5 protein-coding genes are annotated in these 4747 nt (G+C 49.2%); all 5 read right to left on the bottom strand.

The genetic code is table 11. The features are described from left to right. The coding region (locus ABGY95_RS08980) for a hypothetical protein (protein ID WP_347441340.1) at positions 1 to 219 on the bottom strand (219 nt) is incomplete at its 3' end. Positions 220 to 352: 133 nt separating this feature from the next. Continuing rightward, on the bottom strand, positions 353 to 1276 hold the full coding sequence (locus ABGY95_RS08975) for a transporter (protein ID WP_347441339.1): 924 nt from the start codon (positions 1274 to 1276) through the stop codon (positions 353 to 355). A 209-nt stretch (positions 1277 to 1485) separates the two neighbouring features. Beyond that, the gene (locus tag ABGY95_RS08970) at positions 1486 to 1821 is read right to left on the bottom strand and encodes a hypothetical protein (RefSeq protein WP_347441338.1); all 336 of its coding nucleotides are present in this window, start codon (positions 1819 to 1821) and stop codon (positions 1486 to 1488) included. 9 nt (positions 1822 to 1830) lie between these two features. Then, complete coding sequence (locus tag ABGY95_RS08965) at positions 1831 to 2820, bottom strand: helix-turn-helix domain-containing protein (RefSeq protein WP_347441337.1); 990 nt, start codon at positions 2818 to 2820, stop codon at positions 1831 to 1833. After that, positions 2817 to 4747 (bottom strand): HAD-IC family P-type ATPase (locus ABGY95_RS08960; RefSeq protein WP_347441336.1); only part of this gene is annotated, 1931 nt, incomplete at its 5' end. The genes ABGY95_RS08960 and ABGY95_RS08965, both read right to left, overlap by 4 nt.

The following is a 4747-nucleotide window of genomic DNA, read 5'->3' as shown; positions in this document are numbered from 1 at the left end:
TGGACCACATCCAAACCCAACACATGTGGTCTCTATTTTTACATCAAAAGAAGAGAAGAATGGTGGAGGAGTCACACCTTGTTTCATTTCAATTGAGTGAAGAGTTAGAAGGATCATACTGCTGAATACGATGCTAATCACAAGCGAGACTGCTAATGTTTTAGTGCGAAGTTTAGCTAGATTTCCTGATAGTTCAATTGATCGTGGAGCATGGCTCATGGGAGAGAGACGTTCAGAGTCAGATGAATCTTAGATCTATCTGACAAGCAAAAAGCCGCTGCAGCGATTAGGCTGCAACGGCTTCTATACATTATACTCTACTCTGATGAAAAAGTTAGAGAGTTTAGTCTCTTTAGAATGTCCAAACGACGTCGAGAGTGACGCGTGACTTCATGAGGTTTGCCTCTTCGTCTGTGAGAGGGATCTCGTAAGCCGCACCGAGGTTGACTCTGTCTGTTAGCTTGTAGCGCGCACCAATAGCGGCGGTGACGATGTCTTTGTTAGCTGATGCATTGACTGATCCGAGGTTGATGAGGTCACCACCTTCGAAGTCTGCTAGGCTAGAAGCCACATGGCCAGTTCCTTCACCCTCGCTGATGACGCGGAACCAGTTGAGTTCGACAAGTGGCACGAAGCGCTCAGTCACGTGGTAACTCACGTGGGCACTGGCGAAGCCTATTACAGATTGCTCTTTTGTGTCGAATGGAAGTTGGACACCAGCAGCACCGGAGAACTGCCATGCGTCATGGATCTTTAGAGCTGAGGCAATGAGATTTACTGAGCTATCACCGTAGCCTTGGAGCACATCGCGGTTACCAGTAGGGACTTCGAGAACAGCTGAACCACTGAAGACGAACTGGCTTGGCTCATCGTAAATGAATGCGTATTTTACACCAGCAGCGATGTTGGCAAAGCCATTCTCTTCTGTGAGTGTGTTGTTTGGGTTGAAATCAATGTAGCCATCCTTTGACGCGATCAATGAGAAACGCTCGTTAAATGCGTACTCGAGCTGAACAGCAACGAGATTGAGGTCACCTCCGAGTGGTGCTGTTGCTGCACCGTTCCCGACATTGATTCCATTAGAGAGTCTTTGGTGCATCAACATTGCGTGCACATTTGTCTGCGGCAATGGGTTGCCGTGGAGTGTTGGGTTGGAAATCGGAGTGATCGCATTGGTAAACGCGTCTGGAGTTGCTACTGGAGCTAGAGGTGCGCTAGCCTGTGCTGCGATAGAAAGGCCAGCTAGAAGGCCTGCAGATAAAAGGTAGTTTTTCATAATTAGTTACTCGTTTAGTCAGTGAGTGGATCGCTCTCTGATGAGTGAAAAACTAGTTTATTATCTCAAATTTAGCTGCGCAGGGATTGTTGAAAATTAGCGCATATTTGGCTAACAAATAGCAGAGGGAACGGCTTCAATACGAGCCTTTGCTTCCACTGTGTGGTGGGGTAGTGAGTTGCGGCCAATCTGGTGCTCAGCGTTCCCTGCTAGTTGTTTGCTGGCACAGTGGGCTTGACTTTGCTGGCTGCGAGGACGTACTCCGTGACGAGGCGTTCCTCTTCTTTTGAGAGTCCTGCGTTCCAGGCCATGCCGGGGACGATGTGGCGCCATTCCTTACTCGGAATTTCGTTGGGAATGCGCTTTTCGTGGCATTGTGTGCATTGGCGCATGAAAATGGCGTGGCCTTTTCCTAGGTCTTCGATCGGTTCTCCAGATGCTTGAGCCATTGCTTGGGTGGGAACAAATGGGTCATTTGATTGCGGCACGCAGGCAGTGATAGCTGAAAGTGTGGTGGCTGAGAGAATGATGGCGAAGGTTTTCATAGTAGGAAGTTAGCTGGAAAGTTCAGCTTTTTTATATTCAGTGGGAGACTGACCGGTGTAGCGGTGGAAGCTCCGATTGAACTGTGAGAGTGACTGGAACCCCGTTTCGTATGCGATCTCAATGATACGCACTTTTTTGCTGGTGAGAAGTTCTTTCGCTAGCTCGATACGGTGACGGTTGATATATTCGACAACTGTGAGTCCCGTGGCTTTTTTAAACTGCTTACAGAGGTAGCTGTTAGTTACCTTGGCATTTTCAGCAAGGGCATCGAGGCTAATTTTCTCAGAGAGTTTTTCGTGGATGTAGTGTTTTGTGACATCTACGATACCACCGGATCCAGGGGCAGGCTTTATGAGAAGATTGTTAGCTAGGTCAGAAAGCTGCAGGGCAAAGGCTCCTAATAAAGTGAGTTGGGACTTGTATTCGTCCTTGGTGTAAACTCTAGCGGCATCAAAAAGCATGACCACGTCACGGCTGACGTGGGGGGGCATAGCTGCGGAAATTTTCAGGAAGAAGTTGGGGTCGATTTCCTTTTCGTTTGTCCGAACCTGACCTGAGCGAATATAAGCGACGATGCCAACCTTGGTATTGATTGGTATCAAGGTTGTTGTGATGTTCGCTTCACAGGAAGCGGTGAAAGCTTGTTGGTCGATCCTTTTTGAGAGGTCGATGGAGTGTTCTGTGCAACGACTTTTACAGACCTCAGTGTCGAGCATGAGAGAGCAAAAGTCATTCTTACAACGGGACGCCTCGTCTTCAGGAGTGCTAATAATGTCAGGATGGATCAAAGCCAGTGTCTGGCCCGTGACTTTCTCGAAGGCGGTGCGGTAGATGCTAAAAAGGTCAGCGCCGAGCAGTTCTTTGTAAACTATCTCCGCTTCCTTAGGTGTGCTGTTGTGCGTTGTTTCGGTCATCCAATAGAAGAGATTTTTCGCTCCACGTGGGGAAACTAACATAAGCGGTTGTCCATCGCAACTGTGTAGGGTGAGTGAACTCATGAGGTTCTGATGTTAAAAGGTTTACTGACAAGTCCTATGCTGATGAGGGAGCTCAATGGCATGATGATGGCTGCATAAAGAGGTGACATGAGGCCGGCGATGCAGACGCCTAGGACGATGGCATTGTATAGCAGCGTGTAGAGTATGAGGTTGAGCTTGCGGCGGCGGCGTTGCTTGGCTATGTGAATGAGCCTCGGTAAAAAGCCCATGGTCTCATCGGTAAAGAGGAAGTCGACATCTGCAGTCAGCATGTTGATGTTGGCGAAGGGGGCTCCACTGAGGGAAGCTGATTGAAGCGCTGGGAGGTCGTTGATTCCATCACCGAGATACAAAACCCGTAGAGATTGTTCGGTTTCTTTAATTTTAGCCTGCTTTTGTTCGGGCAATAAATTCCCAAAATACTCAGGGATGCAGAGTTTTTTTGCCAGCACTGAAACGCGTTCAGAGTCGTCGCCTGAGAGAATCATGCAGGGGCTGTTTAGGTCGGAATTGAGAGCTTTTATAGAGTTGGCAGCTTCTTCACGTGGGGATTCTGTGAAGAAAAAGTGGGCGATGGTTGTTCCATCTTTTGTGAAGCTGCAGCTGAGCGACTCACTAGTTTGTTGCTCGGTCTGGCTGCGGCCTAGTCCGTAGGTGCTTCCGTTATCCAATGAGAGAGAGTTACCCACTCCTGGAGTTTCGGTTGGAGCTTGCTGAATGGAGCTGCTGGTGGTGCCGGATTTGATGAGCTCTGCGAAAATAGAACGACTCAAGGGGTGGAGTGAGCTGCGAGTCAAAGTGAAGAGTAGTTCTTTGTTCGCGTCACTCAGTTGGCTGAGTTGCTCTTTGTCTATCAGCTCTGGTTTATCGAGTGTGAGTGTGCCAGTTTTGTCAAAAACCACTTTGCCGATCCGCGTGAGGTGTTCCCAAAATCTTGAGGTGAGTGGGAAGATTCCGTAGCTGTGCGAGAATTTAGAGCTTCGGCTATCTAACAATGGAAGTGCAAGGCCGATTCCACAGGGGCAGGAAACGACATAGATCGAGATGAGCACCTGCAGTGATTTGACCCATTCGTGTGTAGTGAACCACCAGCCTAGACTAGCGAGAAACCCGAGTACGATGATGACGGCTAAGTAGATCTGAATAGCCTTTTGCTGTGCTTGGCGGTTGCTGTTGCTCGACTGTTTGATATCGGTATTGAGCAGGCGCGTGATCGCATCGTTTTCGTTGGTCGCAGAGTTTGTCTGAACCTTGATGCTGTGAGCACTTTGGTTGACTGCGCCGGCAGGGATGGCTGCGGTGTGTTGAAACAATAGTGAACTAGGCTCGCCGGTGATCCATGCAAGCGAAAGGTCTGCACTATCGCTGAGCAAGCGCGCATCCACAGGTACGACTGTTCCGGGAGGAATGAGCAAGGAGGAGTCAGCTGGAATATCCGCTGTATCTAGCTCATCACCTTCAGCCGTTTTGTAAAATTCAGGAAGGGTGGAGTCAGTTTGGAAGCGGCTGTTAGCTTTGTTCAGAGAAGAAATTTGCAGCTGCTTTCCAGAGAGCATCAAGAAGGTGAATATGGCAACGAAGTCAAAATAGAAAAGGTCTTCGTGGCCGGTCGACCATCCAATAAGTGAGCCTAGGTAAGAGAGGATAAGGCCCAGAGAAATGGGCAGGTCCATGTGGATTCCTCCTAGGCGTAGCGCGCTCCATGCCCGTTTGAAAAAGTAGGATCCTCCGATGAGAAGAGTGAGGGTCGATGAGGCAATGACCACGGTGGTGAGTAGGCTCGCTAGCTCATCGGTGGTTTCCATTCCGTTGTAACGAGGCAGGGTGAATGCCATCGTGTTCATTGCTAATGCGCCACAAATGCCTAGTCTAACAATCAGTGAGTCGGTGACGCCTGCTTGTTTCCCCAGCTTTTTCGGGAGAAGTTCATAGCCCAGCCTGTGCAAGG

The sequence above is a fragment of the Rubritalea sp. genome (assembly GCF_039830215.1).
Classification (GTDB): domain Bacteria; phylum Verrucomicrobiota; class Verrucomicrobiia; order Verrucomicrobiales; family Akkermansiaceae; genus Rubritalea.
This window is presented reverse-complemented; position numbering and strand designations above follow the sequence as displayed.